The 23,159-nt window shown below is 67.4% G+C and carries 21 protein-coding genes and 1 pseudogene; 12 read left to right on the top strand and 10 right to left on the bottom strand.

Going from position 1 to position 23,159, the window contains the following annotated elements; genetic code table 11:
- Positions 1–4 precede the first annotated feature (4 nt).
- The 3 genes and pseudogenes from ASG05_RS15755 to ASG05_RS15765 all read left to right on the top strand — a co-directional run bounded on the left by ASG05_RS15755 (position 5) and on the right by ASG05_RS15765 (position 2,975).
- Positions 5–943, top strand: a complete 939-nt coding sequence (locus ASG05_RS15755) for a PD-(D/E)XK nuclease family protein (RefSeq protein ID WP_082486474.1) — start codon at positions 5–7, stop codon at positions 941–943.
- 133 nt (positions 944–1,076) lie between these two features.
- Positions 1,077–2,047 (top strand): annotated as a pseudogene (locus ASG05_RS15760) (IS481 family transposase).
- Between the two features lie 238 nt (positions 2,048–2,285).
- Positions 2,286–2,975: an HNH endonuclease gene (locus tag ASG05_RS15765; protein ID WP_162240633.1), complete on the top strand. Its 690-nt coding sequence runs from the start codon at positions 2,286–2,288 to the stop codon at positions 2,973–2,975.
- Positions 2,976–3,513: 538 nt separating this feature from the next.
- Here the strand turns inward: ASG05_RS15765 and ASG05_RS05600 are convergent.
- Together ASG05_RS05600 and ASG05_RS05605 are read right to left on the bottom strand one after the other, a co-directional pair.
- The gene (locus tag ASG05_RS05600) at positions 3,514–4,056 is read right to left on the bottom strand and encodes a hypothetical protein (RefSeq protein ID WP_056258613.1); all 543 of its coding nucleotides are present in this window, start codon (positions 4,054–4,056) and stop codon (positions 3,514–3,516) included.
- A 133-nt stretch (positions 4,057–4,189) separates the two neighbouring features.
- The gene (locus ASG05_RS05605) at positions 4,190–4,537 is read right to left on the bottom strand and encodes a dihydrofolate reductase family protein (RefSeq protein WP_056258615.1); all 348 of its coding nucleotides are present in this window, start codon (positions 4,535–4,537) and stop codon (positions 4,190–4,192) included.
- Between the two features lie 163 nt (positions 4,538–4,700).
- On the opposite strand from ASG05_RS05605, the gene ASG05_RS05610 reads away from it, so the two are divergent.
- The 4 genes from ASG05_RS05610 to ASG05_RS05625 all read left to right on the top strand — a co-directional run bounded on the left by ASG05_RS05610 (position 4,701) and on the right by ASG05_RS05625 (position 8,893).
- The gene (locus tag ASG05_RS05610; RefSeq protein WP_082486476.1) at positions 4,701–5,579 is read left to right on the top strand and encodes a MerR family transcriptional regulator; all 879 of its coding nucleotides are present in this window, start codon (positions 4,701–4,703) and stop codon (positions 5,577–5,579) included.
- Entirely contained in the window at positions 5,576–6,286 is a 711-nt protein-coding gene (locus ASG05_RS05615; RefSeq protein WP_056258617.1) for a GPP34 family phosphoprotein, read from the top strand. Before ASG05_RS05610 ends, ASG05_RS05615 begins: the two co-directional genes overlap by 4 nt.
- A 107-nt stretch (positions 6,287–6,393) precedes the next feature.
- Entirely contained in the window at positions 6,394–7,161 is a 768-nt protein-coding gene (locus ASG05_RS16215) for a hypothetical protein (protein ID WP_056258619.1), read from the top strand.
- A 106-nt stretch (positions 7,162–7,267) separates the two neighbouring features.
- Positions 7,268–8,893 (top strand): DUF726 domain-containing protein, encoded by a 1,626-nt coding sequence (locus ASG05_RS05625; RefSeq protein ID WP_200936758.1) that lies wholly within the window; start codon positions 7,268–7,270, stop codon positions 8,891–8,893.
- Positions 8,894–8,992: 99 nt separating this feature from the next.
- Here ASG05_RS05625 and ASG05_RS05630 read toward each other — a convergent pair whose 3' ends face one another.
- From ASG05_RS05630 to ASG05_RS05645, 4 genes are all read right to left on the bottom strand, one after another.
- Positions 8,993–9,463 (bottom strand): hypothetical protein, encoded by a 471-nt coding sequence (locus tag ASG05_RS05630; protein WP_157490087.1) that lies wholly within the window; start codon positions 9,461–9,463, stop codon positions 8,993–8,995.
- 214 nt (positions 9,464–9,677) lie between these two features.
- A complete protein-coding gene (locus ASG05_RS05635) occupies positions 9,678–10,772 on the bottom strand; it encodes a type I restriction endonuclease (protein WP_056258622.1) in 1,095 nt (364 codons plus the stop codon).
- Positions 10,773–10,885: 113 nt separating this feature from the next.
- Complete coding sequence (locus tag ASG05_RS05640; protein WP_056258623.1) at positions 10,886–12,076, bottom strand: McrC family protein; 1,191 nt, start codon at positions 12,074–12,076, stop codon at positions 10,886–10,888.
- On the bottom strand, positions 12,073–14,703 hold the full coding sequence (locus tag ASG05_RS05645; RefSeq protein ID WP_157490088.1) for an AAA family ATPase: 2,631 nt from the start codon (positions 14,701–14,703) through the stop codon (positions 12,073–12,075). Before ASG05_RS05645 ends, ASG05_RS05640 begins: the two co-directional genes overlap by 4 nt.
- A 578-nt stretch (positions 14,704–15,281) precedes the next feature.
- Here ASG05_RS05645 and ASG05_RS17030 point away from each other — a divergent pair.
- The gene (locus tag ASG05_RS17030; RefSeq protein ID WP_157490094.1) at positions 15,282–15,404 is read left to right on the top strand and encodes a DUF2510 domain-containing protein; all 123 of its coding nucleotides are present in this window, start codon (positions 15,282–15,284) and stop codon (positions 15,402–15,404) included.
- A 36-nt stretch (positions 15,405–15,440) separates the two neighbouring features.
- Here ASG05_RS17030 and ASG05_RS05650 read toward each other — a convergent pair whose 3' ends face one another.
- The gene (locus ASG05_RS05650; RefSeq protein WP_056258629.1) at positions 15,441–15,986 is read right to left on the bottom strand and encodes a dihydrofolate reductase family protein; all 546 of its coding nucleotides are present in this window, start codon (positions 15,984–15,986) and stop codon (positions 15,441–15,443) included.
- A 136-nt stretch (positions 15,987–16,122) separates the two neighbouring features.
- On the opposite strand from ASG05_RS05650, the gene ASG05_RS05655 reads away from it, so the two are divergent.
- Positions 16,123–16,896 carry a hypothetical protein gene (locus ASG05_RS05655; RefSeq protein WP_056258632.1) on the top strand — a complete coding sequence of 258 codons (774 nt, stop codon included), beginning with the start codon at positions 16,123–16,125 and terminating at the stop codon, positions 16,894–16,896.
- 281 nt (positions 16,897–17,177) lie between these two features.
- The gene (locus ASG05_RS05660) at positions 17,178–17,993 is read left to right on the top strand and encodes a nuclease-related domain-containing protein (RefSeq protein WP_235491416.1); all 816 of its coding nucleotides are present in this window, start codon (positions 17,178–17,180) and stop codon (positions 17,991–17,993) included.
- Between the two features lie 61 nt (positions 17,994–18,054).
- Here the strand turns inward: ASG05_RS05660 and ASG05_RS05665 are convergent, their stop codons facing one another.
- The 3 genes from ASG05_RS05665 to ASG05_RS05675 form a co-directional block, all read right to left on the bottom strand.
- Positions 18,055–18,336: a hypothetical protein gene (locus tag ASG05_RS05665; RefSeq protein WP_056258638.1), complete on the bottom strand. Its 282-nt coding sequence runs from the start codon at positions 18,334–18,336 to the stop codon at positions 18,055–18,057.
- Positions 18,337–18,901: 565 nt separating this feature from the next.
- Positions 18,902–20,209 (bottom strand): ABC transporter permease, encoded by a 1,308-nt coding sequence (locus ASG05_RS05670; RefSeq protein WP_056258641.1) that lies wholly within the window; start codon positions 20,207–20,209, stop codon positions 18,902–18,904.
- Positions 20,206–20,901: an ABC transporter ATP-binding protein gene (locus tag ASG05_RS05675; protein WP_056258644.1), complete on the bottom strand. Its 696-nt coding sequence runs from the start codon at positions 20,899–20,901 to the stop codon at positions 20,206–20,208. Before ASG05_RS05675 ends, ASG05_RS05670 begins: the two co-directional genes overlap by 4 nt.
- 179 nt (positions 20,902–21,080) lie before the next feature.
- Here ASG05_RS05675 and ASG05_RS05680 point away from each other — a divergent pair, with 179 nt between their 5' ends.
- Positions 21,081–22,322 (top strand): sensor histidine kinase, encoded by a 1,242-nt coding sequence (locus ASG05_RS05680; protein WP_056258646.1) that lies wholly within the window; start codon positions 21,081–21,083, stop codon positions 22,320–22,322.
- On the top strand, positions 22,319–23,032 hold the full coding sequence (locus ASG05_RS05685) for a response regulator transcription factor (RefSeq protein WP_056258649.1): 714 nt from the start codon (positions 22,319–22,321) through the stop codon (positions 23,030–23,032). Before ASG05_RS05680 ends, ASG05_RS05685 begins: the two co-directional genes overlap by 4 nt.
- The last annotated feature ends 127 nt before the right edge of the window (positions 23,033–23,159 follow it).

A 23,159-nucleotide genomic window follows, 5' to 3' on the forward strand; every position in this document is an offset into this window, starting at 1 on the left:
CGCGATGTGGTTGTCCGCAACGTCCGCGGGACGTCTGCTGCACTGTCCCGCGTCCGCTTCGTTAGTTTCAGCGCCTGACCCTGTTCCGGCGTCACCACCCGGGAACGCAGGAACTCTGGCCCACTTCGCGGTGAACGCATGGGTCGAGGGCGGGGCCTGGCTGTCGGACGCGCCTGGACTATCTCTACAAGACTGCTGGGACAGCGAAGCGGCGCGCTGGGGAGTTGACACGAGGAGGCTCACTGAGTCGGTCATGACTCGATCCCGACTGCGGTCTCGTGGTGCTGAGCTCGCTGCGCTCCTCCAATCCGTAGGTGAGACCGCCCGCTCCGAGGTGTCTTTGCGGGACAGCGCTCAGCTGCTCTACGGCCAGGTCGACATCGTCGTCAATAATCAGGATGGTGGCGCGATTATCGACCTGAGAACAGGAGCCGATAGCCAGACCGAGCGAGTGCGGACGCAACTGCTCGTTTATGCCCACCTGTTTCGTCACGAGACTAACCGTCTTCCTGACGCGCTCATCGTCTTCAGTCTCAGGCACGGCGCCGAGCAGATCGACTTCTCGGAGGGAGACATCGACGGGGTGCTCAAACGGGTGCAGGCGGCGCGGAAGCAGCCGTCACTTGCTTTCCCCGACCCCGCCGGGTGTAAGTTCTGCCGACGCCGACTGCGATGCGAACCTCACTGGGAAGCCGCTTCGGCATGGGAGGACCCCGACTGCGTGGAAGGCGTTGTCAGCAGGATGGAGGCGGCGGCTACGAGCTTGATGGCAATCCGTGTCGATACCATTTCAGCCCAACAGTGGGTCACGGGGCTTGCTTCCTCGGTAGTCGGAGGGCTCAAGTCGGGCGATACCGTCCGGTTCACAGAGGTGGCAGGCAAGGGTGAACCTCTCGCGAAAGAGTGGCGGGCTACGCGGTCGACGCGGAGTGCGAGGGTGTGACAGCACCTCGAGGGTGCTCAGCCCCGGCGCTCGATGTACCTTGCCATGACGTTGGTGACACGTTGAGTTGGAAACAGGAGGACCTCCTGGGTTAGCGGAGCTGTCTCGTTCAGCCATCCACCAGCAGGTCCCTGTGCCCCTCGTTATCGCCCGTCTGACCGTCCACGGGAGGGCACTGCTCATCGAGCGAGTCGTCGGGGATCGCCGGCCCATGGCGCACGTCGCCCGCGAGCTCGGCATCTCGCGTCAGTGCGCCCACCGATGGGTCCGGCGATCCCGGGACGAGTGCTAGGCAGGGTTGATCGATCGATCGCCCCGTCCTCGTCAGACCCCGACCCGGACCAGCCCAGCACGAGAGCAAGCCGTTCTCAAGGCCCGGGCCAGGCTCCGCTTCGGCCCCGCTCGTCTCTCAGCAGCGACCGGTGTCCCAGCCCGGACCATCAGCCGCATCCTGACCCGCCACGAGATTCCGAAACTGGCGTGGTGCGACCCCTCAACCGGAGATCTCATCCGCGCATCCTGGTCGACCCAGAAACGACACGAGCATTCCCGTCCCGGCGACCTGATCCATATCAACATTACGGAGTTACGCCACATCCCGACGGCGGCGGATGGCGTGTCCACGGCCGCGCCGCGAACACCCGCGACCGGAAAACCCCGGGTCGGGTTCGACTACTTCCACGTGCCGCAGTCGATAACCAAGCTCGCCTCGCCTACGCCGAGATCCATGCCGAAGAGAAAGTTGCAACCGCGGTCGGCTTTCTCACCCGCACCGCCACACTTTTCCTCGCTCACGGCATTGACCCCATCTAGCGCCTCATCACCAATAACGCCATCGCCTACCGCCACTCCGCCGCGTTCAAGACCGCCGTTGCGGACCTCTAGGCCCGGCGGAAGTTCATCAAGTCCCACTGCCCACGGCATAGCGGGAAAGTCGAAGGCTTTAACCGGACCCTCGGGACCGAATGGGCATATCGGCAGCCCTTCACCGGCAATGCTGCTCGAGCAGCAGCCCCTGCGCCCTGGATCGAGCACTACAACACTGAACGAATGCACACCGGCCACGAAACAACTCCCGCAGCCCGAGTGTCACCAACCTGGTGACGCACTACACGGAGGCGGTGTGGGCGGACGAAGAGGCTCAGGCCGACCTCGACATAGCGGAGGCGGCCTGGCCTGTGATCGCTAGGCACTAGTAGTCATAGAGCTTCCAGGCGCGGAGTGATACGTCCGACAATCTGAGGTCTAAGACTGAATGGGCAAAGACGCTTGTAGAGAAGAGCCAGCGTCATATGCGTAAGTAAGTACACCAGGGCAAACTGCAGTCATGCGAATTCCTTGGGTGCGAGACGAGATCATCCTGGCCGCTGACCTTCGAAACTCTGCCGGTCGGCATCTTTCGATGAGTGACCTACAGGTGATCGAACTGTCAAACCTCCTCCGTCGTGCGAAATTCCATGCGATTGCAAAACGCGACCCAAGTTTTAGAAGCCCCGGATCTGTTCGACGGAAGATGGCTGATGTTGGCACATCCGACCCGAAATACACAGGACGTGCCACGAAGGGGAATTCGCTCGACGCGGGTGTGCGGGAAGACTTCGAGGCTGACCCAGACGCGATGCACGCCTTAGCGCTCTTGATCCGTCGGCTCATCGAGGAGGGTCTAGAGCCCCTCGACGCCGACGACCTGGACAACTTCGAGGCCGAGGAAGGTCGACTCGTGACAGTCCTCGTCCGTCGCAGAGAACGCGACCGAAGACTGCGAGCAACAAAGATTGACGGCGTCCTTTCCGAAGGCAGGGAGCTCGACTGTGAGGTCTGCAACGTAAATTTCGAGGCCAAGTATGGTCCTCGCGGGCGGGGCTATGTCGAGATCCATCACGTTCTCCCGCTCTCTGTCTCGGGTCCGACCCTCACGTCTCTGGAAGACCTCGCGCTGCTCTGCAGCAATTGTCACCGGATGGTTCATCAGACTCCGTGGATCACACCAGTTGACCTGAGGCAGCAAATGTTGGAGGCGTTACGAGCGTGACCTCCTGTACCCTCCGCTCGATTGTGACGACGACATGCGGCGAGGCCTTGGCGTCGGCTGCGAGTACAGGCTGACTCCCAGCAACGTCGTGGTGCGGACGGCGGGCGGAATGTGTTCGAAAAATGCTTTCCCCTGAGTCGTACGCGAAGGATCGCCGAACGGGCTTCCTCGGGACCACATCGAGCAGGGGGTGTTCGTCCTGAGGCGCTTTTTGGATCTCTGCCCAAACGTCGTGTCGATTGTCGCGCACGGCGGCTACGCTCACCGATCGGCTCAGATATTGAGGTCCACCCGCTTCGTCGGTCCGTTTGTGCGGCGTGCGAAGAGTCCACACGTGGGATGCGCGCCACATGAGTGACCGAGCCTTCATCCTGCCGCCAAGGCAGCGTGACACTCTACAAGACTTCGCAGAGACGTGCAGACAGGCCATGGCTCACCCCGGAATCATGCCGAACGGATCGGCCTCGATTGTCGTAGACCGTACGGTATAAGGAATGCCCGAAGCCAGTCACAGGGGAGCACGGCAAAACCAGTGAAGTCACGGGGCGGTTCGACCGAGCTGACCCGTCTCACTACGCGACCACTGCCGCCCATAACTGTCGGTGAACGAAATATTTGTCACTCTCTTGCTCTTCGAGGCGCTGAAGGGGCGAATGGGATCAACGAATTCGCCCACGGGTTTCGCGAAGTCCCAGTGGAACGTGTCGCCTTCCTCCATGAAGCGCTTCTGCTCGAGGAAGAGCTGTCCCGGAGGGACGCAAGCGAGCGTCGGGGCGTGGTTCGTCCTGAAGCCGCCGACGGTGATCTTGACGTTGTAAACAGGTTCTTCCGACGAATTAGACACGATCACACCGAAGGTTTGGGCGTCGTTCCTCAGCAGGCGCAGTGCGGACCACGCATTCACCTTTGATGCCTGTCGGCCCTCTCTCTCCTCTGCAGCAGTCACATCTCTGTCGGTCTCGATCCGGAACAGCTTCTTGGCGTCGCGGACTGCGAAACCCGCCGCGAGGAGCGCCCCGACCGTCGCCAGGGCGGCGACAACGGAAGCAATGACGTCGATGATGTCTAGGTAGTTGGCCACTCAGAAATCTTGGCGCGTCGACGCGTTCGGCGTATCCGTCGCTGGACTGATGCTGACGATCTTCGCGCTATCGGCAACCCGTGTTCTCAGGGCTATCGGGGGCCTGCGTCGCTTGTAGACATCGATAGGCCAACTACTCGCGCGGTCGGTACGTCGTCGCGACGGCGCCGGAGGCGAGGTCGCGGCGGTCGGCCGGGGTGAGGTCGAGGGGGTGGGGGAGGCCGGCGAGCAGGTAGGGGCCGTGGCCGGCGAACCAGGGGTAGACGGTGAACTCGTACTCGTCGACCAGGCCCCAGCCGACGACGTCGGTGGCGAAGGTGGAACCTCCGAGGCGCAGCGGGCCGCCGGGGCGGCTCTTCAGCTCGCGCACCGCCTCGCGCAGGTCTCCGCCGAGCAGCTCGGCGTTCCAGTCGACGCTCTCGATCGTCGTCGACGCCACGTGCTTCGGGATCTCGTGGATGGTCCGGGCGAAGGGCTGCATCCAGAAGGGAAAGGCCTCCGACGCGGGTGGGCGCCCGGCGTGCCCTGTCGGAGTCACACATGAACCGGCCCAACACGAAGACGCCCTTGACCCTGCCCCAAGGGCATGGTCTCTACTTAGTCACGTACCGGCACCGAGCCGGCTTGACCGAGAGGAGCCGCCCGTGGCCTGGAGCACACGCGAGCTGGCCGAGCTGGCCGGCACCACCGTCAAGTCGGTGCGGTACTACCACCAGCTCGGGCTGCTCGACGAGCCCGCGCGGCTGACCAACGGGTACAAGCAGTACGAGGTGCGGCACCTGGTGCGCCTCCTGCAGATCACTCGCCTGACCGACCTCGGCGTCCCGCTCGCTCAGATCGAATCGATCGGCTCGTCCGTCGACGACCCCGCCGGCGCCCTCCGCACGATCGACGCCGAGCTCGCCGCCACCATCGAGCGGCTGCAACGCATCCGCGCCGAGCTGGCGGCGATCCTCGAGAACCGGACCAGCGCCTCCTTGCCTGCCGGGTTCGCCGAGGCGGGACGCGACCTCAGCGAAGCCGACCAGTCGCTGCTGCTGATCTGGTCGAAGGTGTTCGACGAGGGGGCGATGGACGACCTGAAGCAGATGTTGATCGACTCGCCCAAGACGGCTGCCGACGTCGAGCTCGACGGGCTCACCGACGACGCCGACCGCGAGACGCGGCGGCGGCTGGGGGAGCAGTACGCTCCCGTGCTGGCGGCGGTGACTGAGCGGTACGAGTGGTTGGGTGCCCCGGGCGAGCGGGCTCCGCGGGGCGCGGCGTTCGCGCAGCAGACCGTGACCGAGGCGGTGGCCGAGCTCTACAACGGTGCTCAGCGCGAGGTGCTGTACCGGGCGTCGCTGATCGGTGCGGGCAAGCTCGATGAGCTGGCCGCGCTCGAGGCGGCGCTCGATGCCGCCGAGACGCCCGGCGGTGGCGAGGCGATCGGTGGCGAGGCGACCGGTGTCGGGGACGCGGGTCGCGGCTCCGGGCCGAGCCGCGCCTCCTCGGGTCCCGACTCCGAAGGAGGCCGACGATGAGCGAGACGACACTGGCGCCCACACTGGCCGAGGACCTGCTGCTCGTGCTGTTCGACCCTCGGACGGAGTCGATCCACAGCGAGGGGTCTCCGCTGTTCCACGTCTTGGCCGGGGCGGTGCTGACCGAGCTGGCGCTGTCCGGTGCGGTCGACATCGACCGGAAGACCACGCTGCGGGGGAGGCAGGTGCGGGTGACGTCCTCCGCGGCGCCGACCGACGAACTGCTGCTCGGCACTTGGCAGCGGGTCGAGCGCAAGCCGACGGACGCGTATTCGCTCGTGCTCGAGATCGGTCCGGCGCTGCGGTCTCTGACCCTCGACCGGCTGGTGGCGCGTGGTGCGCTGCTCCGCGAGAAGACGACCACGCTCGGCTTCATCCCCGGCACTCGGCTGCGCCTGGCCGAGGGGGCAGGAGGCGCGGGGCGGCGGGGCGAACTCGTCGCGTCGCTGAGGAGCGTCCTCGCGGAGGGTGCCGAGCCGTCGGTGCGCACCGCCGCCCTCGCGGCACTGGTGTCGGCGAGCGGTGCGCTGCCGGCGATGCACCGGGACATCCCGTGGTCGGGCGACGTCTACACCCGCGGGCGCGAGCTGCAGCAGGGCAAGTGGGGCGCGCGGATCGCGGGGGACGCCATCGCGGTGGCGGCTGCGGCGATGCTCTCGACGGCGTTGTTCGTGACGGTCGGCCTGCCGGGGCTTCGGGACGACTGAGGTCGTTCTCGTCGCGGCGGCGTCGGACCGCCTCTTTCTCTCATCTTCACCACGCCGGTGCTCGGCGTGCCCTCGCACCTCAGTGACACCCATCGAAGGAGATCACCATGTCCATCGCACTCACCCTCTCGGGCCCGTCACACTTGTCAGCTGCCGCGTCGGCATCTGCGTCCGATGCCTCGTCGGGCGGCCCGTTCGCCTGGTTGCAGGAGCTGATGGGCCAGGTGCCCGAGCTCGCGCAGCCGCTGGTCCTGGTGCTGGCCGGGGCGATCCCGTTCTTCGAGGGGGAGGGCGCGGCCGCGCTCGGAGTACTGAGCGGGGTCAACCCGGTCATCGCGGCGCTGGCGGCGATCGTCGGCAACGTGCTGTGCGTGTCCGCGGTCGTGTGGTTGGGGTCGTGGGTGCGGTCGGGGATCGTGGAACGGCGCAGGAGGCGCGGGGTGGGTGGGGCACCGGCTGGCGGGTCGGGTGCGGTGGCGGGTGAGCCGGGTGCGGGTGAGGTCGTCGACGGCCGTGCGGGGGCGGCGTCGGGTGGTGCTGGCGCTGGTGCCGGTGCTGGCGATGGTGCTGGTGCGGGCGTGAGTGCTGCCGGAATGCCTGCGGCGACCCGGGTTGTGTCACGCGACGGGGTGCCGGAGTCGAAGCCCGAGAAGAAGGGTCAGCAGAGGCTCAAGCGTTGGTTGGTGAAGTTCGGCGTGCCCGGGGCGAGCTTGCTGGCACCGCTCGCGCTGCCGACGATGTTCACCGCGGCGACCCTCGTGAGCACAGGGGTGTCGAAGGGCTGGGTGATGCTCTGGCAGGTCATCGCGATCGTGATGTGGACGACTGCTGTGACGGTTGTTGCTACGGGGGTGTTGAGCGTTGTGGGTGGTTGACGCCGGCCCAGGGTGACAAGGCGCGGAGGAGAAATCGCCCGCTTCCCATTCGCCGTTTTCTTCCTCCTGGCGAATGGCGGTGCGCCAAGCTGAGACTATTTCTCTTATGCCGAAATCTGAGGTCGTAGCCCGGCTCCTGGGCGGAGACGTGCTCGTGTGCACTGTCGCCACCAACAAGGGGCAATCCATCACGCTGACGGAGTCGTCCGACGGGCTCGAGCCGGTTGTCGAAGGGGCCGCAACTCTGGCAAGAAACAAGGCCCTGGTCGACAACGCCTGGGCTCATGCCAAGTTCACGCGTCTCAAGGTGCAGCTTCCTTCCGAGGAGCAGCAGAAGGCCGCGGCGAAACGTGCCGAGGCTCATCGGGACATGGCGGAGTGGATCGCTGAGCTTACGGACGACCTGACGAGCGAGACCGAGCAGGCTTGGTGTTCCGACTGTTTCGCTCTTGCAGAACACGTGAAAACCGATCGACCGTTCAATCAGGTGCCGGCCTATCTCTGCAGCAATTGCGGTTCACCGACGCTTCCCTGCGCCGGCCCCACCTGCGACAACATGGCGTCGCGCGGACGCGGACCTTTGACCATGCCGAGGTTCTGCGCCGAGCACCGGCACGAGATCTCTGGTTTCGAGAAGATCGATAACAAGATGGCGTCGCTGGGGGACTACGCAACTTTCCTCGAATACGACAAGGTCAAACTGAGCCGAGTCACGAAGATCATCGGTTTCAGCCTGGCTGGTGTTGCCTTGGCAGTCCCTGCGACTCTCGTCGCTGCACCGGCTATCGGGGGTGCCATCGGCGTTCTCATCAGCGGCTACACCGGCGCCGCCGCGACCACTACCGGTCTCGCTTTCCTCGGGGGTGGCGCCATAGCTGCGGGCGGTCTCGGGATGGCGGGTGGGACTGTGGTGCTCACGGCCTTGGGCGGCGCGCTTGGAGGAGCGCTGAGCGCATCCGTCACCAACGCGTACGTCCAGGAAGACAAATCGTTCCATATCGAAATGCTTCAGGGAGGGACGGGCACTCCCGTCATCGTCTGCAACGGGTTCCTCTCCGAGACAGCGCGAGGTTGGGGCGAGTGGAAGAGCATCGTGACTGCCCGGTACCCGGACTCCCCGGTCTATCGTGTGCACTGGGGCGCTCGTGAACTGAAGCACCTCGGACTCATGAGCGGGACCGGGGCCGCGAAGGTCATCGGTGGGGCAGCCCTCCAGCAGGCTGCTGCGAAGGCAGCTCGTGCCGCGGCCACGAAGATCGGACCGTTGGGTCCGTTGCTCGCCGTGGCCGACATCGTCAAGAACCCCTGGCACGTCGCGAAGAACCGAGCAGATAAAACTGGTGTTGTTCTAGCCGACTTGCTGGCTCGGACTGAGACCGAATCGTTCGTCCTCGTCGGCCACAGCCTGGGTGCAAGAGCCATGGTGGTCGCAGCGCAGGCGCTGGGGACCAAACCGGGTGGGCCTCGGGTCGAAGCGCTCCACCTGCTGGGCGTGGCGATCGGGGCCAAGGGCGACTGGTCTGGACTAGCGGACGCGGTGGACGAGGGCGTCTACAACTACCACTCGACCGAGGATGGCATCCTCAAGTACGTTTACGCCGTCGCGCAAGGGGGAAAGACTGCCGCGGGACTCACGGGCTTCCGACCCGCACCCGAAAAAATCAACAACATCGACGTGACCAACACGGTCACTGCGCACTCCAGCTACCACGACAACGTCACGCTTCGATAGATGCGACCGGTCGACCCCCATGTCGCGCTCTTGACGCATGGGGCAAGGTGGCGGGTGCGGGAGTCCCCTTCGGGCGATGGTTCTCAGGCCTAGAGGGGGCTACTGTCTTGCCGTGATGCGCCCCTGTCGACCGGTGACCCGCGGGCGTTGGTCGTTGTGGGCGTTCAGGCTGACAGTCTCGGTCGTGTTAATGTCGCGTCTTTTGCTGAGTTGTATGTCGTCAACCATCTGTGCCAGAAGCGAATCGTAGGCCTTGCGGTACGCGGCAAACCATTCTTCTGTGATCGCTTCGTCGTCCGACACGGTGAAGAACGAGTTCCACGAATCTACCCAGGGTGTCTGACTCTGTCCCTTCCAGGCCTGTCGCCGTCGGAAAGCACTCGTCCTCAGTCGTGCGTCATCGCCCCAATTGCCGTAGGTGGTGAACGTCAAATCCATCATGTTCTTGTACGCAGCGGCTGTTGCGGGGCCGAAGAGCGGAGCCGCTGTGTGGAAGGTCGTGTCGACATGGCGCTTCAGATGAATGACGTCTGCAGGCGAGTCGTCACGCCAGGTGCCTATGAAGAGCATGTAGCACATGATGCGGTTCAAGCTGGGGGCCAAGGACTTGTAGTACTCGAGTCTCACTCTCGTCAGTTCTTCGCTACGAGATTGTCTTCTTCCGAGCATGAGCCCGACCAAGAGGACGACGGCCGGAACGATGGCTGCAGATATAGCGGTCAGGACCTCGGCCCAATTCGGTTCATTCACCGTTTGGACCTCGGGCCTGGCACGCGCAGGTCAATCACGCGTGCGCCTTGACTGACTCGCGGATGGCCGAGGCGTGTTCGTAGATGCCGTCGAGGGACTCGATGGCATGTTTGGTCTCGACCTTGTCGGCGTCGAAGACACCTAGGTACTTCTGCTTCTTGCCGTTGAAGTGCAGGCGCGCGATCGGCTTGCGGTTGTTGTCGTCCAGCAGGACGGCGAAGTACGACTTCGCGTCCCGATGGACGATGCGCTCGGGCTTGACCTCGCTGCAGGCGATCGCCTTGACGATCTGGTAGCCCTCGAGCTCTTCGAGGGTGGTCTCCGTCTCGGTGTCCCGATCGAGGTCCGCTTCGACGACGGCCTCGCTACTGACGGCGCCCGCGGGGGCTTCGGCCGGCATCGAGGGGAAGTTAGGGGAGCCCAGAGCCGTTTTCAGGCGGTCGTTCACCTGATCGTTCAAGAACTGCTTCGACGCCTTGACCACGAGGGGCGTGAACTGGTCGCGGACCTTCTGCGTGAAGGAACCCTCGTAGACGCGGGTCGTGACGAACTTGATCCAGTCGTCGGACGGCTCGCGGAACTGGGCAGCGATGGCTCGCTTGAGCTGGCCGACGTACTTCAGCTCCTCCGCCGCACTGATGACGGAGTCGAGGTCGAAGACGTCCTTCGTCAGCTTGCTGAGCTCGGGGAGGAGCGTCTCGTCGATGTCGGACAGGTCGAGCACGAGGAACGGCTTGTCGTCCATTCGGTTCGGCTTGTCGAGGTCCGTGTAGAAGTGATAGCTCTCGCCGTTCGTCAGCACGGCGATCCGGGCGTTCGTCACGGCGAAGTAGCGGAACAGCTGCGATGCATGTTCGATTCGAAGGGGCTCGGTCGACTTCTTGCACTCGATCAGGATCTGGACTTCGCCGTCGCGCATGATGGCGTAGTCGATCTTCTCGCCCTTCTTCACGCCGACGTCGGCCGTGAACTCGGGTACCACCTCGAGTGGGTTGAAGACGTCGTAGCCGAGGATCGTCGAGATGAACGGCATGATGAACGCGTTCTTCGTCGCTTCTTCGGTCTGAATGGCCTCGCGCTGGTTCTTGACCTTCAATGCGAGTGCGGCGAGCCGCTCGGCAAACTCCATCGTTGTCCCCTTTTGTGACGGTTTCTCAAGAGACTAGGTGACACGACATCTGCTCATGAACAAAGCGGCCAGGGGGCGTGCACCCCCTTCGGGGGCCAGCATGTGTGGGCCGATCAGCGCACGGGTGCAGGTGTGGCTACCGGAGTGGCCATCAACGATCGTGCGACCGCACCGAGAGCGTCGATCATGGCTCGCGGCTTGGAGGTCACGTCCACGCGAATCGTCTGGATCATCACGGGTGTGCGCGCGACTGACATCAGCTGACAAGGCGGTACGGCCGGACCCGAGACGTAGAGAAGCGTGCCCACGTCCAAGCCCATGACCGTGCAGTATGCGAGCATCTGGTAGAGGTCCTCGACTCTCGGGGCACCTGTCTTGTACTTGGCGTCGACCACCACGGCGGGGACGCCGCCGACGAGATGGACGAAGTCGGGGCGGATGGGCTGTTTGCGTTCATGGTCGAGGTGCGTCGGGTACTGGCCGACGCTGACACCGGTCGAGACGGCGGCGAACGACTCCGTCAGCGCCGCCGTGACGAAGCCCTCGAACGCTTCGGCCATGTTGACCACGAACGACGCGACCGCTTGGCCGCCGCCGGTCGTCGACGGCGTGAGGCGGGCGAGGACCAGCTCGGCGAATCGCAACGCTGGTTGGTACCGCTCGTTGAGGCGGGTGGGCTGCCACGACGGCAGACCAGCGCCCGGGCGCACCAGCGTCGCGTCTACGAGACGGGACTCGAGGTGGACCAGGCGGCGCCGTGCCTCCTCGGTGACTCTCGGGAGCGTGAGCAGGAGGCGGGCCGCCGCCCGCAGGAGCTGGTTCTCGGCGATGTCGACCGTGTACTCGTCGACGGTGAGTTCGACGGGGAGGAGCTGGCCGCCTCGGCGGGACATCTGGTCGGAGAAGCGGATGCGCCCGCGGATCGCTACGGCGGTCTCGTCGCGACGCCGGTAGCCCTGGAGGACGCCGCGGCCGAGGGCCCGCTCCATGAGGCGAGCGTAGGTCTCGGCGACGGCCGGGAAGAGGTCGTCGCCCGTGCCGTCGACCTCGTCGGGTCGGAAGCCCGGGTCGGCGGCGTAGCCGAGCATGAAGAGGACCGATGAGAACGGTGCTTTCGGCTGCACGACGATCTCGTGGCCGCCTACGGCGACGGCACCGACTCGATTGAGCTGGGGCTTCACATGCGGACCGGCCGAGGTGATCTTGGACTCGAGCAGCCCGGTGTCGCACGCTCGCTCGATGACGTCGGCATCGAAGGGAGCGGGTGACCAGCCACCGTTCTCGGGGAGATCGAGTCGGGTCATGCGGGTGCCGTCTCGGGGAACTCGTCACCCACCTCGAGGGTGCCGCCGGCGTCGACGACCCCGGGCTCGAGCGCGGCGAGGCCGAAGCGGGCCCGCACCTCGGCTCGGGACATGCGGCCGTAATAGTGCTCGTCGAGGAGAGGCAGGATGTCGTGCTCCCAGATGCGTTCGAGGCCACGTGTGGTCCGGGCCGAGGAGCCCATCAGATACGACGGCCCGATCTGGAAGTCGCGGTCGGTGTCGCCGATGCGGTCGTTGAGTTGGCGGAGCAACGCCCCGCGGCTGACGTCGTGTTCTCGCGCGGCGGACCAGCGGTCGATCAAGCCGCGAACGGGCTCCTCGGCCGGGTGCAGCTCGACGAAGGCGAACCGGCGCCGTATGGCCGCGTCGACCAGAGAGATCGATCGGTCGGCGGTGTTCATGGTGCCGATGACGAACAGGTTCGCGGGGAGGCGGAAGTCGTCCTCCGGGGAGTACTGCAGCGAGACCTTCGCGTCGCGGTACTCGAGCAGGAGGTAGAGCTCGCCGAAGACCTTCGCGATGTTGGCCCGGTTGATCTCGTCGATGATCAGGACGTGCGGCACGGACGGGTTCGCGGCGGCAGCTTCGGCGAGGAGTCGGACGGGGCCGGGGGCGAGTCGGAACGTCGCGGTGCCTTTGTCGTCGACGGTGGGTCGGAAGCCCTCGAAGAAGTCCTCGTAGGAGTACGACGGGTGGAACTGGACGATCTTGACGGCGCCGCCGGGGGCGATGAAGTCGGCGAGAGCCCGCGCGAGGTAGGTCTTGCCGGTGCCGGGAGGGCCGAAGAAGATCAATTGGCGGCGCTCGTCGAGGAGCTCGATGACGTCGGTGAGCCAAGCACGGTCGTAGTGGAGGCGCGCGGCGAACTCAGGTGTCGCCTCGGGGAGGGGCACGGTGTCCGGAGGCGTGGGATCGTTCAGCAGGTAATGGGCGTCCGAGATGGTGGACTTGCTCGCCAGGAGGTCGAGAACAGCGTGGGGCACATCGGCTTCTGCGACGGGCGGCCACCAGGTGACGGGGCGCTCGCCTTCTGGGGTGAGGTCACCGATGACACCGAGGTGGATGGATTGGTCCTGGTTGACGAACACCTGGTCTCCGGACTGCATGGTCACGTAGAAGGTGGTGGCGGCGTCGATCTGAGCAAGGACGTCCTCGATGGGCCGCCGGCCTGCTCCTGCTCGGAGGGCGGCATCGCGGATGGATCGACGATCGGTAGCCTCGCCCGGGTCGAAGTCGAGAGCCGGCGGGACCAAGGGGCGGCCGGGGATGGCGGCGGGAACGGCCCAGCCGTGGCGTTCGACGACCGCCTTGGGTGCACGCCACTCCTCACGCCAGGGTGACGTGTACCAGTCGATGTCGAGATGACCGTCGGGGTCGAGGCGGTCACGGAGGGCGAGCAGGTCGCGGTCGACGTCACCGGAGGGATCGTTCAGGGCCGCGCCGAAGGCCTCGTGGATCGACTGTTTGTCGGCTGCCGAGACGATGCGCTCGAAGTAGGTCGGCCAGACCAGGGCGAGGAGCGAATTGCGGATCGGAGCGCCGTCGTCGCCCACTTCCCGGGCTCGAGCGCGGAACGCCCACGGATCGTCGAGTGCCTCTTCTCGGGCGTCCTCGGCGAGACCGTCCCAGAGCGTGATGAAGCGGCAGAGCCACTGCACGTGCTGGGGGATCTGCTGGTTGAAGCCCTGCCCGCCGTTGAAGACGCCGAGCGTGTGGAGGGCGTCGACGACCTGCTCGGGCACGGGCGGCTTGTCGTCGAGGACATCGAGGATGTCTTGAAGCAGTCTGCGCTTGGTCTGCGGGAGGACATTGACGAGAGGGAGGCGCTGGACGAAGCAGAGTTCGGCGGCGAGCAGGACGACGGGGCGGGGCTGGCCCGCGAGCTGTCGGACGAGCCGGTCGCGGAACGTGCCGTCAGTCGAGGCTGCGTCCATGGCACGGTCGAGGGAGCGGGCCGTCTCGGCGGTCCACGTGACGACACCGCTGTCGAAGACAGAGCCCTCACCGCGCAAGCCGGGCCCGAGCACCAGGCGGGCGGCTTCGGAGATGGCCTGGCGTTCGGCGCGGCCGGTCCGGACGGGCTTGTCTTCCGGCGTCGCCGGCGAGGCCGGGTCTCTCGTCCCGCGGATGGCGGCGCAGTCCGAACACCATCCGGGGTCGGCCTGCGAGCGCAACTCGACATCGGGCGCGTTCCGCCACGCCGTGAGGGTATCGTCAGGCGACCACGTGCGGACGGGCGTGCCGACACCGTGCGCGCAGCCGGGTAGGTGGAGCTTGCCAGAGGGTGCCTCTTCGTAACCGTCGGGCGACGTGGCGAGGCCCCACTCGACGCCGGCGAATGCGCGCGTCGAGTCGGGGACGCGACCGCGGGCGCCGGGAGCTGAGCTCTGGACGTGGAAACCGAGACGTCGGAGGACGGATTGGGCTCTGCTTGAGACGAAGTCGTCCTTGGTGAGCCCAGTTGCGACCGCGAGGACCTGTTTGACCGGGAATCGACGGCCCGCGATCTCGACCCAATAGGGGGTCACCGGCTCAGGGGTGCGCGTCGCGAAGTCGGCCTCGATGTCTTCCTTCGTCAGCTCGTACGTCGACGTCTTGATGGTCACCTGCATTGCATCCCCCTTGATCGTGCTTGTGATTCTGCCGGAGTCAAGCTGCCTCAAGTGACGCATGACTACGTCTCGACCAGCTATGCGTCGGATTGCGGGTCGGCAGTCATGGGCTCAAGCGCGTAGCGCCGGTCTCGCCGACTAGCCGACGTCGAGGAGTGTGGTGTGAACAGCAACGGTGCCCGCCAGCAAGCCAGGGGGGCCATCGTCTACTACCGGCGTGCGCCGAATTGCGGTGTCGAATGGGCGCTACTTCTCGTGTCTCATCGACATCGCGGTTAGGCCGTCTTGTAGTGACCAAAAAATGCATGCTTGACCCGTGCGGACGCGTCCGCAAGGCTGCGCACATGGCCAAGCGTGTAGAGACCGGATGTCGTGACTGCCGAAAATGCACAAATAGTGCCGCGGCTAATCTGGGGCGAAACACGGGACGTGCAAGCGCAGCAGTCCTGACAGTTGGAATCTCAGAACTAGCGATGGGATTCACGAAGAACTGTCGCGTGTGTGGGCACAAACTGTCACTTCATGAGGGTGCCCAAGCCACCACGGTTCAGCCGGCCGTAGCAGTCCAACAGATGCATCCGCACGTACCTCAGGCTGGGCCTCCGTCTGGCTGGTATGTCGAAACGCCGGGCATGCTCCGTTGGTGGGATGGCCAGCAGTGGACCGATCACAGACGTCCGGCGGACGCCACCTGAACCTCCGTTGAAGGGCCGCGCCGAGACCGAGTCACATCACGCCCGAGGCCGGTACGTCGTCGCGACGGCGCCGGAGGCGAGGTCGTGGCGGGCGGTCGGGGTGAGGTGGAGGGGGTGGGGGAGGCCGGCGAGCAGGTAGGGGCCGTGGCCGGCGACCCAGGGGTAGACGGTGAACTCGTACTCGTCGACCAGGCCCCAGCCGACGACGTCGGTGGCGAAGGTCGAACCTCCGAGGCGAAGCGGGCCGCCGGGGCGGCCCTTCAGCTCGCGCACCGCTTCGCGCACGTCGCCCGCGAGCAGCTCGGCGTTCCAGTCGACGCTCTCGAGTGTCGTCGACGCCACGTACTTCGGGATGTCGTGGATGGTCCGGGCGAAGGGCTGCATCCAGTCGGGGAACGCCTCCGAGGCGGGTGGACGCCAGGACTGCTCCATCAACTCGTACGTGACCCGTCCGAGCAGCAGACCGTCGGCCCGGGCCAGCGCGTCCGTTGCGAGCTGGTGGATCTCGGCGTCCGGCCGGCCCTCACGGTGGTCGATGCAGCCGTCGAGCGTGACGTTGATGGAGTACGTGAGCGTCCTCATGCCGGGGAGGCTAGCCCCGTGGCAAAGGCACCACCAGAGGCGTCGAGACCTGCTCGACGGGACTCGTCGACAGGGCGTCAGTGTTCGTCTCGAAAGTTTCTACGAAAGACAGGCTCCCGGGTGTCATACTCCCGTCATGGAGGTCGCCCTGGGAATCCTGGGATCGCTCATCGCCATCTTGATTCCCATCTACGTGCAACGCCGTGATCATCCGCGCCGCGAGTTCAGGTACGGCATCGTTTCGGTGTCTCCGTCGCCGTCCGATTCTGTCGACGCCACCACCGGAACCTCCATCGTTCGGTTCTTGTTGTGGTCGACGGGCAGAGCAGACATACCGTCATCTCGTTTCGACGCCGGACTTCCCATCGTGTTTCGCTTCACCGTTCCCGTCCATGTACTCAGCTCAGATTTCGGTCCCGGAACCGTCTCGGCCCGCGTGCCGCGATTCGTCGACGACAAGACGCTGCAGATCGACCCGCAGATCATCCACCAGGACTACGCGCTCGCCATGACGCTGCGGCCGTCCGCGCCGTTCGACGTCATGATCGAGAACCCGTTGATCGATGTGCGAATCGTCCGGGACCGAAAAGTCGAGTCCCTCGATCCTGATCGTCAGGCCCGGGGAGTTCAGCGGTCGAAGGAGAGGTCACGCATCTCGCTCGTCACGCTGGGGCTGTGGCTCACCATCGGAGGCCTCGTCGGCTTCATCAGCGGCTCGCTATTGGTGTTGTCCAACGAGGTGTTGGGCGCCGTGGTCGTCGGCGTGGCCACCCTGATGCTCCCGACCGGGATCGTCCTCCTCGTCGTTGCCGGGGTCCGTCGCCTCGTGGCGGAAGTCGGACGGAGACGACGTGCAGCCCGACCGGCCCCCGGCGGGACGGACAAGCCGGGAGCTCCGGGCGCCGGTTGACGCCGACACGTTCTCGACGGCCAGTCGACGGCCCAAGCTGCCGGTGGATTGTCTGCGGGTGCGTCAACCAGGACCTCACACGGATACGTGTTCATGAGACGGTCGCGTGGTCGTGAGGCTTCACTCACGGGCATTCCACGGACAGTTTCTGCCCAATCGACCGGCCCGGCTGGCCCCGGGCGCCGGGTGGCCTCCCAACGGGGGCTCGTCCAGGCATCACGTGTCGCCCTACCGTGTGGGCCAGGGGGAACATCATGAGCGAGACCGTGGCACGCGGAAGCATGGCGATGACACTGAAGGCCCGACGGCCTGCCTACTCGGTGATGCAGGAGTGCCTGCGGGTCCAGGCCGAGGCACCTGCCCTCAGCAGACGGGCCCGGTTCTTCGGCAGCTCGCCCCTGAGCCCCGATGCCCGCAGCTGGTACCAGGGCGCGCTCGGCGAGATCGAGGTCGACCGTGTGCTGAGCGAACTCGGGCCCGGGTGGACCGTCCTCCACTCCGTCCCGGTCGGCTCGGGCGCGTCCGACATCGACCACATCGTCCTCGGACCCACGGGCATCTTCACCATCAACACGAAGCACCACGCCGACAAGAAGATCTGGGTGGGCGGCGGCACGTTCATGGTCGGCGGGCACCGGACCGACCACCTTCGCAACTCGGCGTACGAGGCGACCCGCGCCTCCCGGTTGCTGTCGGCTGCGGCCCGCTCGGAAGTCGAGGTCATCCCGGCGATCGTCCTCGTCGGGACGGCCTCGCTGAAGTTCGGTGACAAGGCACCGACCGTCACCGTGCTCACCGTCGCCCAGCTGCGGAAGTGGCTGCTGACCCTGCCGCGCAAGCACTCGGACGAAGCCCTCGCCTGCTTCGCGCTGCTCGCCGAAGAACGCGGCACCTGGCACACGGAGGCGCTGGTGCTGACGGACACGCTCCGTCACGAACACCGCTTCGACCGCCTGCGCCGCGAGATCGACGACGCGGCCCGGCGGCGTCGGCGGTGGCGCGTTGGCACGGCGCTCGGCGTGCTCGGGGCGAGCGGGGGAGTCGCGATCGCGCTGGTCGCGACCGTCATGAGCACGGTCGTCTCGACGATCGGGTGATCGGCCGGTGAGCTGAGCCGGCTCGGGGTGTCGTTCGTGCGGTGATCCGGTACGTACCGGATCAGCGCACGAACGACGACACCAACCGCACGGCCATCGCGGTCACGGCCGCGATGCCCGACGCGACGAGCGCGAAGGCCGACCACACGGCGAGGTCGGCGTGTTGCAAGCGCAGACCCGCGAGCAGGGCGACGAGAGCGCCCGCGGCGACCGCCGTCCAGAACACGAGGGCCCGCGTGCCCCACCGGCGGAGGTCCGACCGGGTACTTCGGGGCGCCCAGCGCACGACGGCCAGAACGGCCGCGGTGAGCAGGGCCGGGACGAACGCGACGAGGTTCACCACGACAACCCGATCAGGAGGCGCGGCTCCGGCGCCTCGGGACGCCCCACCACACCAGCGCGACCAGCGCGAGCACGTGGGCCGTCGCCAGGGCGACGATCGCGACGATGCCGAGGAAGGGCCGCCACGGTCAGCCCGATCGTGAACCAGTCGATCGGCGGAACGGCCGAGGAGCGCGCGCTGCCGGTCGAACCGAACGCCGTCCAGTTGATCAGAACGGCCCCGGCTGCGGCGACGACGCCCACGACGGGGAGCCGGCCGAGCCGGGGGCGCGGGCGGGGGCTGAGCCCGACCGGTGACGAAGCACTCATGGGGCGAGGGTAGGGGGTGCGCCGTCCTCTCGCCACCTCCTGCGCCGTCGATCGAGTGTGCCGTGGACCCGACCGCCCGGGGTGATGACGGGCGCGGCGACGCGATCAGCGCCTCCTCATCCGTCGTCGGGACGAGCCGGGAGGCGGAGGTTCCCCCACCCGACGAGTCCGCCCACCGGTTCTCGAGAGGGCAGCAGATGTCGTGCGTCACGGGCGGAAGGACGTCTTCTGCCCGTTCGGCACCGCGCCCGCCGGTCTCACTCGTAGCGGAGGGACTCGACCGGGTCGGCCTTCGCGGCGCGGGCGGCGGGCAGCGTGCCGGCGACGAACGCGATCACCATGACCACGACGACGATCAGCGCGATCGACACCGGCTCGAACGCGATCAGCGTCAGCCCGGGCAGGTTCGACAGCAGCGACCCGGCGAGGGCCGAGCTGACCAGGCTGCCCGCGACCATCGCGACGCCGGCGCCGATCGCACTGCCGAGGAACCCGATGAACGCCGCCTCGAGGCTGAACAGGGCGAACACCCGGCCGCTGCCCATGCCCATAGCCTTCATCAGGCCGATCTCGCGGGTGCGCTCCTGCACGCTCATCAGCAGCGTGTTGACGATGCCGAAGCTCGCCGCGAGCAGGGCGATGATCGCGAAGGCGTTCAGCACGAGCACGATGCCGTCGATCACCGTGGTGAAGGTGCCCAACTGGTCGGCGACGGTGGTGCCGGTGTAGCCGGCGGTCGCCAGACGGTCCTTCAGATTGGTGACCTGATCAACGGTCGCGTCCGCGGCGAACCGCACCGTGGCCTGCGCGTACCGGTCGACCTGGTCGGCCGGCACCCCGACGTTCTGCGCGTCGAACAGAGCCGTGCCGAGCGCCGCGTTCGGCGTGACCGACGCACCCGCCGGCGAGGCGATGCTCTCTTCGGCGACGCCGACGACGGTCGCCGTGACCGTGTGCTGCGTCCGCGTCGCGTCGGTCACCGCCAGCGTGACGGATTGCCCGACCGCCGCGGCGTCGTCACGGAACCCCAGCGCGTCGACGTAAGAAGTCGGGATGACGACCTGCAGGTCGGTGCCGTCATCGGGCTGGGTGCCCGCGGTCAGCGTGAACTGCTGCCCGGGCACGAGCGCACTCGCCGACACCGCGTACTTCGTGCCGCTGGTGCCCTCGACGTAGTCGGTCGAGAGCGACTGGGTCGGTTGGACGGCGAGGACGCCCTCGACGCCCTCGAGGGTCGTCACATCGTCCGGCGTCAACGCGACGACGGTCGCCCCGGGGGCACCGAACCCACCCGCGGCGACCGTGTCGGGGTCGTACTCGGTCGGGCCCGAATCCGCCGCGCCGAGACCCTGCGCGTCGTCGGAGGCCTTCGTCACCGTCATCGTGTCGGACGACCCCACCGCCGAGACCGTGTCGTCGATGTAGGCGTTGATGCCCGTGCCCAGTCCGCTCGTCAGCGTCAGCGTGAACGCGCCGACGAAGATCGCCAGGATGGTCAGGATCGTGCGCGTCTTCGACCGGAACGTGTTCGCCACGGCGGTCAGCAGCAGGTCGGAGGTCGTCATGCGGCCACCTCCGCCTCGACGTCGACGATCAGCCCGTCGCGGATCACGATGCGCCTGTCGCAGCGTGCCGCGAGCTCGTCGTCGTGGGTCACCACGATCAACGTGATGCCGTGCTCGCGGTTGAGCGAGAACAGGATGTCCTCGACCACCGCCCCGGTCGCCGTGTCGAGGTTGCCCGTCGGCTCGTCGGCGAAGATGATCCGCGGGTCGTTGACCAGCGCGCGGGCGATCACGGCACGCTGCTTCTGGCCGCCCGACAGGTTCAGGGCCTTGCTCTTCGCCTTGTCGGCGAGCTCGAGCTGCTCGAGGGCCGCCAGGCCGCGACGTCGGCGCTCGCCGCGGGGCACGCCCGCGATGGTCATCGGCAGCACGACGTTCTCGAGCACCGACGAGCTCGCCGTGAGGAAGAACTGCTGGAACACGAAGCCGAACGTCTTGTTGCGGGTGCGGTTCAGGCGGGCGCCCTTGAGCGTGCTCGTGTCGACGCCCTCGAGCTCGACGGTGCCGGTCGTCGGGGCGTCGAGCAGGGCGAGCACGTGCATCAGGGTCGACTTGCCCGAGCCGCTCTTGCCGACGATGGCCACGCTCTCGCCCTCGGCGACGTCGAAGCTCACCCCCTTGAGGGCCTCGAAGCGGTTCGGGCCGCGCCCGTACGAACGGTGGACGTCTCGGACCGAGATGATCGGCGCCATGGTGCTCCTGTCGCTGCCGGCCCGGTGTCTCCGGGGCCGAGACCAACCCTCGCGGGCCTCGTCGCCCGGGGCGTCACCCTGTCGCGGACACCTGACGTGCCGGCCGTACCGCGACCGCGGTACGCGACGTCGGGCCACAGGGGGACTCGGCCGCCGGGGTTCCAGGGCACGATGGGGTCATGACGACGATGGAGGGCAGGAGGCGCGAGCCGGCCTACCCGCGACCCCGCGTCCCCTGGTGGCTGGGTGACGCCCTCGCCGCGGCGCTCGTCGTCGGTGCGGCGTTCGCACCCTTCCCCGTCCCGGGGTTCCGGCCGACCGGTGGGCTCGCGGTCGCGGTCGTCGTCGCGCCCGCCCTGCTGCTGCCCCTGCGACGGCGTCGGCCCATCCCGGTGCTCGCCGCGGTCGTCGGGCTCTTCGGCCTCGCCGCCCTGCTCGGCACGCTCGCACCCGGCGTCGTGCTCGCCACCGGCATCGCCGTCTTCGCCGTCGCCGCGCGGACGCCGCGTCGCCGGACCCTCGTCGTGACGGCCGCCACGGCCCTCGCCGTCGTGCTGCTCGGCCTGGCGGCCGTGGGCGGGCGGTTCTTCGACGTGCCCGTCGTCCAGTTCGCCCTGCTGATCTCCTTCGGGGCCGCGGCGGGCGACGCCAGCCGGTCGCGCCGCGAGTACATCGAGGCCGTCACCGAGCGCGCGGAGCGGGCCGAACGCACCCGCGAGGCAGAGGCCTCGCGCCGCGTCGCCGAGGAGCGGCTGCGCATCGCGCGCGACCTCCACGACGTCGTCGCCCACCAGATCTCGGTCATCAGCCTCAACGCGGGCGTCGCGTCGTCGGCGATCGAGACGCGACCCGAGAAGGCCGTGACGGCCCTCGCGACCATCCGCCGCGCCTCCCGGACCGTCCTCGGCGAGATCGGCGATCTGCTGGAGGTGCTGCGGGCCGGCGACGCCGAGCGGACGCCGTCGCCGCAGCCCGGCCTGGCGCGGCTGGACGAGCTCGTCGCCGGGTTCGCCGACGCGGGACTCGTCGTCACCACCCGGGTCGAGGGGCCGCTCGCCCCGCTCACGGGCGCGGCCGACCTCGTCGCGTACCGGGTCGTGCAGGAGGGGTTGACGAACGCCGGCAAGCACGGGGCCGGTGACCGCGCCCACGTGCTGGTCGCGGTCACCGAGGACGAGGTGTCGGTCGTGGTGACGAACCCCGTGCCGGTGGCGCGGGCCGAGCCTGGCGTCGCCTCCGACTCCGACTCCGACTTCGAGGCCGTGCGGGGCGGGCACGGGCTGCTCGGGCTGCGCGAGCGCGTGGCCTCGGTGCGCGGGGTGGTCGAGACCGGGCCGACGCCGGGCGGCTTCCGGTTGGCGGCCGTGCTGCCGCTCGGGCGCGAGGCCGGTACGCCCGGCCGGGACGGAGGAGTCTCGTGACCACCGTGCTCGTCGTCGACGACCAGGCGTTGATCCGTCAGGCCGTGACCGACATCCTCGACGGAGCCGACGGAGTCGAGGTCGTCGGCGATGCGGTCAACGGCCGCGAGGCGGTGATGCGGGCCGTGGCGTCGCGGCCCGACGTCGTGGTCATGGACATCCGCATGCCCGAGCTCGACGGCATCGGCGCGACGGCCGAGATCTGCGCCGACCCGCTGCTCGCCACGACGAAGGTGCTGATCCTCACCACGTTCGAGGAGGACGAGTACCTCGTTGCCGCCCTACGCGCCGGGGCGAGCGGGTTCATCGGCAAGGGGGCCGAGCCCGACGAGATCGTGCGCGCGGTGCGGGCCGTCCACGCGGGGGAGTCGCTGCTGTCGCCGGTCGCGACGCGCAGCTTGATCGAGCGGTACGTGCTGCCCGGTGGGGGCCGGGACGGCGCTGGCGTCGACGGCCGCGGCGGGGGACCGGCCCCGGGGCTCGAGCGTCCCGTGCCGCCCGAGCTCGCGCACCTGACCGACCGTGAGCGCGAGGTGCTGCTGCTCGTCGCGCGAGGTCGGGCGAACGCCGAGATCGCCACCGAGCTGGTCATCTCGCCGCACACGGCGAAGACCCACGTCAACCGCATCATGACGAAGCTCGACGCCCACGACCGAGCCCAGCTGGTGATCGTGGCGTACGAGACGGGGTTGCTCGCGCCGGGTGCTTGAGCCGGTTGCCCGGATCGGCACCGCGGGTGACCCGTCCGCGCACTGGGACGGCGTCGCCCTGCCACGGCCCGGCCCGGCCCGGCCCGGCCCGGCCCGGCCCGGCCCGGCCCGGCCCGGCCCGGCCCGG

This window comes from Frigoribacterium sp. Leaf186, from assembly GCF_001423905.1.
Lineage (GTDB): Bacteria > Actinomycetota > Actinomycetes > Actinomycetales > Microbacteriaceae > Frigoribacterium.

What these genes read in the sequence shown, in the direction of transcription:
- ASG05_RS16215 (WP_056258619.1), top strand. Translation starts at nt 6,394, where the DNA reads ATGTCCATCGCACTCACCCTCTCGGGCCCGTCACACTTGTCAGCTGCC.
- ASG05_RS05630 (WP_157490087.1), bottom strand. Translation starts at nt 9,463, where the DNA reads ATGCTCTTCATAGGCACCTGGCGTGACGACTCGCCTGCAGACGTCATT.
- ASG05_RS15755 (WP_082486474.1), top strand. Translation starts at nt 5, where the DNA reads ATGTGGTTGTCCGCAACGTCCGCGGGACGTCTGCTGCACTGTCCCGCG.
- ASG05_RS05650 (WP_056258629.1), bottom strand. Translation starts at nt 15,986, where the DNA reads ATGAGGACGCTCACGTACTCCATCAACGTCACGCTCGACGGCTGCATC.
- ASG05_RS05680 (WP_056258646.1), top strand. Translation starts at nt 21,081, where the DNA reads ATGACGACGATGGAGGGCAGGAGGCGCGAGCCGGCCTACCCGCGACCC.
- ASG05_RS05675 (WP_056258644.1), bottom strand. Translation starts at nt 20,901, where the DNA reads ATGGCGCCGATCATCTCGGTCCGAGACGTCCACCGTTCGTACGGGCGC.
- ASG05_RS05660 (WP_235491416.1), top strand. Translation starts at nt 17,178, where the DNA reads ATGGCGATGACACTGAAGGCCCGACGGCCTGCCTACTCGGTGATGCAG.
- ASG05_RS05655 (WP_056258632.1), top strand. Translation starts at nt 16,123, where the DNA reads ATGGAGGTCGCCCTGGGAATCCTGGGATCGCTCATCGCCATCTTGATT.
- ASG05_RS05625 (WP_200936758.1), top strand. Translation starts at nt 7,268, where the DNA reads ATGCCGAAATCTGAGGTCGTAGCCCGGCTCCTGGGCGGAGACGTGCTC.
- ASG05_RS17030 (WP_157490094.1), top strand. Translation starts at nt 15,282, where the DNA reads ATGCATCCGCACGTACCTCAGGCTGGGCCTCCGTCTGGCTGGTATGTC.
- ASG05_RS05640 (WP_056258623.1), bottom strand. Translation starts at nt 12,076, where the DNA reads ATGACCCGACTCGATCTCCCCGAGAACGGTGGCTGGTCACCCGCTCCC.
- ASG05_RS05605 (WP_056258615.1), bottom strand. Translation starts at nt 4,537, where the DNA reads ATGCAGCCCTTCGCCCGGACCATCCACGAGATCCCGAAGCACGTGGCG.
- ASG05_RS05615 (WP_056258617.1), top strand. Translation starts at nt 5,576, where the DNA reads ATGAGCGAGACGACACTGGCGCCCACACTGGCCGAGGACCTGCTGCTC.
- ASG05_RS05635 (WP_056258622.1), bottom strand. Translation starts at nt 10,772, where the DNA reads ATGGAGTTTGCCGAGCGGCTCGCCGCACTCGCATTGAAGGTCAAGAAC.
- ASG05_RS05670 (WP_056258641.1), bottom strand. Translation starts at nt 20,209, where the DNA reads ATGACGACCTCCGACCTGCTGCTGACCGCCGTGGCGAACACGTTCCGG.